This is a genomic window from Arthrobacter psychrolactophilus (assembly GCF_003219795.1).
GTDB lineage: Bacteria > Actinomycetota > Actinomycetes > Actinomycetales > Micrococcaceae > Specibacter > Specibacter psychrolactophilus.
On sequence record NZ_QJVC01000038.1, the window covers coordinates 1 to 1,793 of the forward strand.

General features: G+C 42.4%; 1 protein-coding gene. It reads left to right on the forward strand.

The genetic code is table 11. The features are described from left to right. A partial coding sequence (locus CVS30_RS17610; protein WP_220033958.1) for a hemagglutinin occupies nt 1-1,736 on the forward strand: 1,736 nt, incomplete at its 5' end. Nucleotides 1,737-1,793: the final 57 nt, after the last annotated feature.

Here is a 1,793-nt window from a genome sequence, read left to right on the forward strand (position 1 = left end):
CTTCCGATCTACGCGTGATCAGCAAAAGCAGGGGATACAAAATGAACACTCAAATCCTGGTATTCGCTCTGATTGCGATCATTCCAACAAATGCAGACAAAATCTGCCTCGGACATCATGCCGTGTCAAACGGAACCAAAGTAAACACATTAACTGAAAGAGGAGTGGAAGTCGTCAATGCAACTGAAACAGTGGAACGAACAAACACCCCCAGGATCTGCTCAAAAGGGAAAAGGACAGTTGACCTCGGTCAATGTGGACTCCTGGGGACAATCACTGGACCACCTCAATGTGACCAATTCCTAGAATTTTCGGCCGATTTAATTATTGAGAGGCGAGAAGGAAGTGATGTCTGTTATCCTGGAAAATTCGTGAATGAAGAAGCTCTGAGGCAAATTCTCAGAGAATCAGGCGGAATTGACAAGGAACCCATGGGATTCACATACAATGGAATAAGAACTAATGGGGTGACCAGTGCATGTAGGAGATCAGGATCTTCATTCTATGCAGAAATGAAATGGCTCCTGTCAAACACAGATAATGCTGCATTCCCGCAGATGACTAAGTCATATAAAAATACAAGAGAAAGCCCAGCTATAATAGTATGGGGGATCCATCATTCCGTTTCAACTGCAGAGCAAACCAAGCTATATGGGAGTGGAAACAAACTGGTGACAGTTGGGAGTTCTAATTATCAACAATCTTTCGTACCGAGTCCAGGAGCAAGACCACAAGTTAATGGTCAATCTGGAAGAATTGACTTTCATTGGCTAATACTAAATCCCAATGATACAGTCACTTTCAGTTTCAATGGGGCTTTCATAGCTCCAGACCGTGCAAGCTTCCTGAGAGGAAAATCTATGGGAATCCAGAGTGGAGTACAGGTTGATGCCAATTGTGAAGGGGACTGCTATCATAGTGGAGGGACAATAATAAGTAACTTGCCATTTCAGAACATAGATAGCAGGGCAGTTGGAAAATGTCCGAGATATGTTAAGCAAAGGAGTCTTCTGCTGGCAACAGGGATGAAGAATGTTCCTGAGGTTCCAAAGAGAAAACGGATTGCGAGAGGCCTATTTGGTGCTATAGCGGGTTTCATTGAAAATGGATGGGAAGGCCTAATTGATGGTTGGTATGGTTTCAGACACCAGAATGCACAGGGAGAGGGAACTGCTGCAGATTACAAAAGCACTCAATCGGCAATTGATCAAATAACAGGGAAATTAAACCGGCTTATAGCAAAAACCAACCAACAATTTAAGTTGATAGACAATGAATTCAATGAGGTAGAGAAGCAAATCGGTAATGTGATAAATTGGACCAGAGATTCTATAACAGAAGTATGGTCATACAATGCTGAACTCTTGGTGGCAATGGAGAACCAGCATACAATTGATCTGGCTGATTCAGAAATGGACAAACTGTACGAACGAGTGAAAAGACAGCTGAGAGAGAATGCTGAAGAAGACGGCACGGGTTGCTTTGAAATATTTCACAAGTGTGATGATGACTGTATGGCCAGTATTAGAAATAACACCTATGATCACAGAAAATACAGAGAAGAGGCAATGCAAAATAGAATACAGATTGACCCAGTCAAACTAAGCAGCGGCTACAAAGATGTGATACTTTGGTTTAGCTTCGGGGCATCATGTTTCATACTTCTAGCCATTGTAATGGGCCTTGTCTTCATATGTGTGAAGAATGGAAACATGCGGTGCACTATTTGTATATAAGTTTGGAAAAAACACCCTTGTTTCTACTGATCACGCGCGTATCATCCACTTCATCCT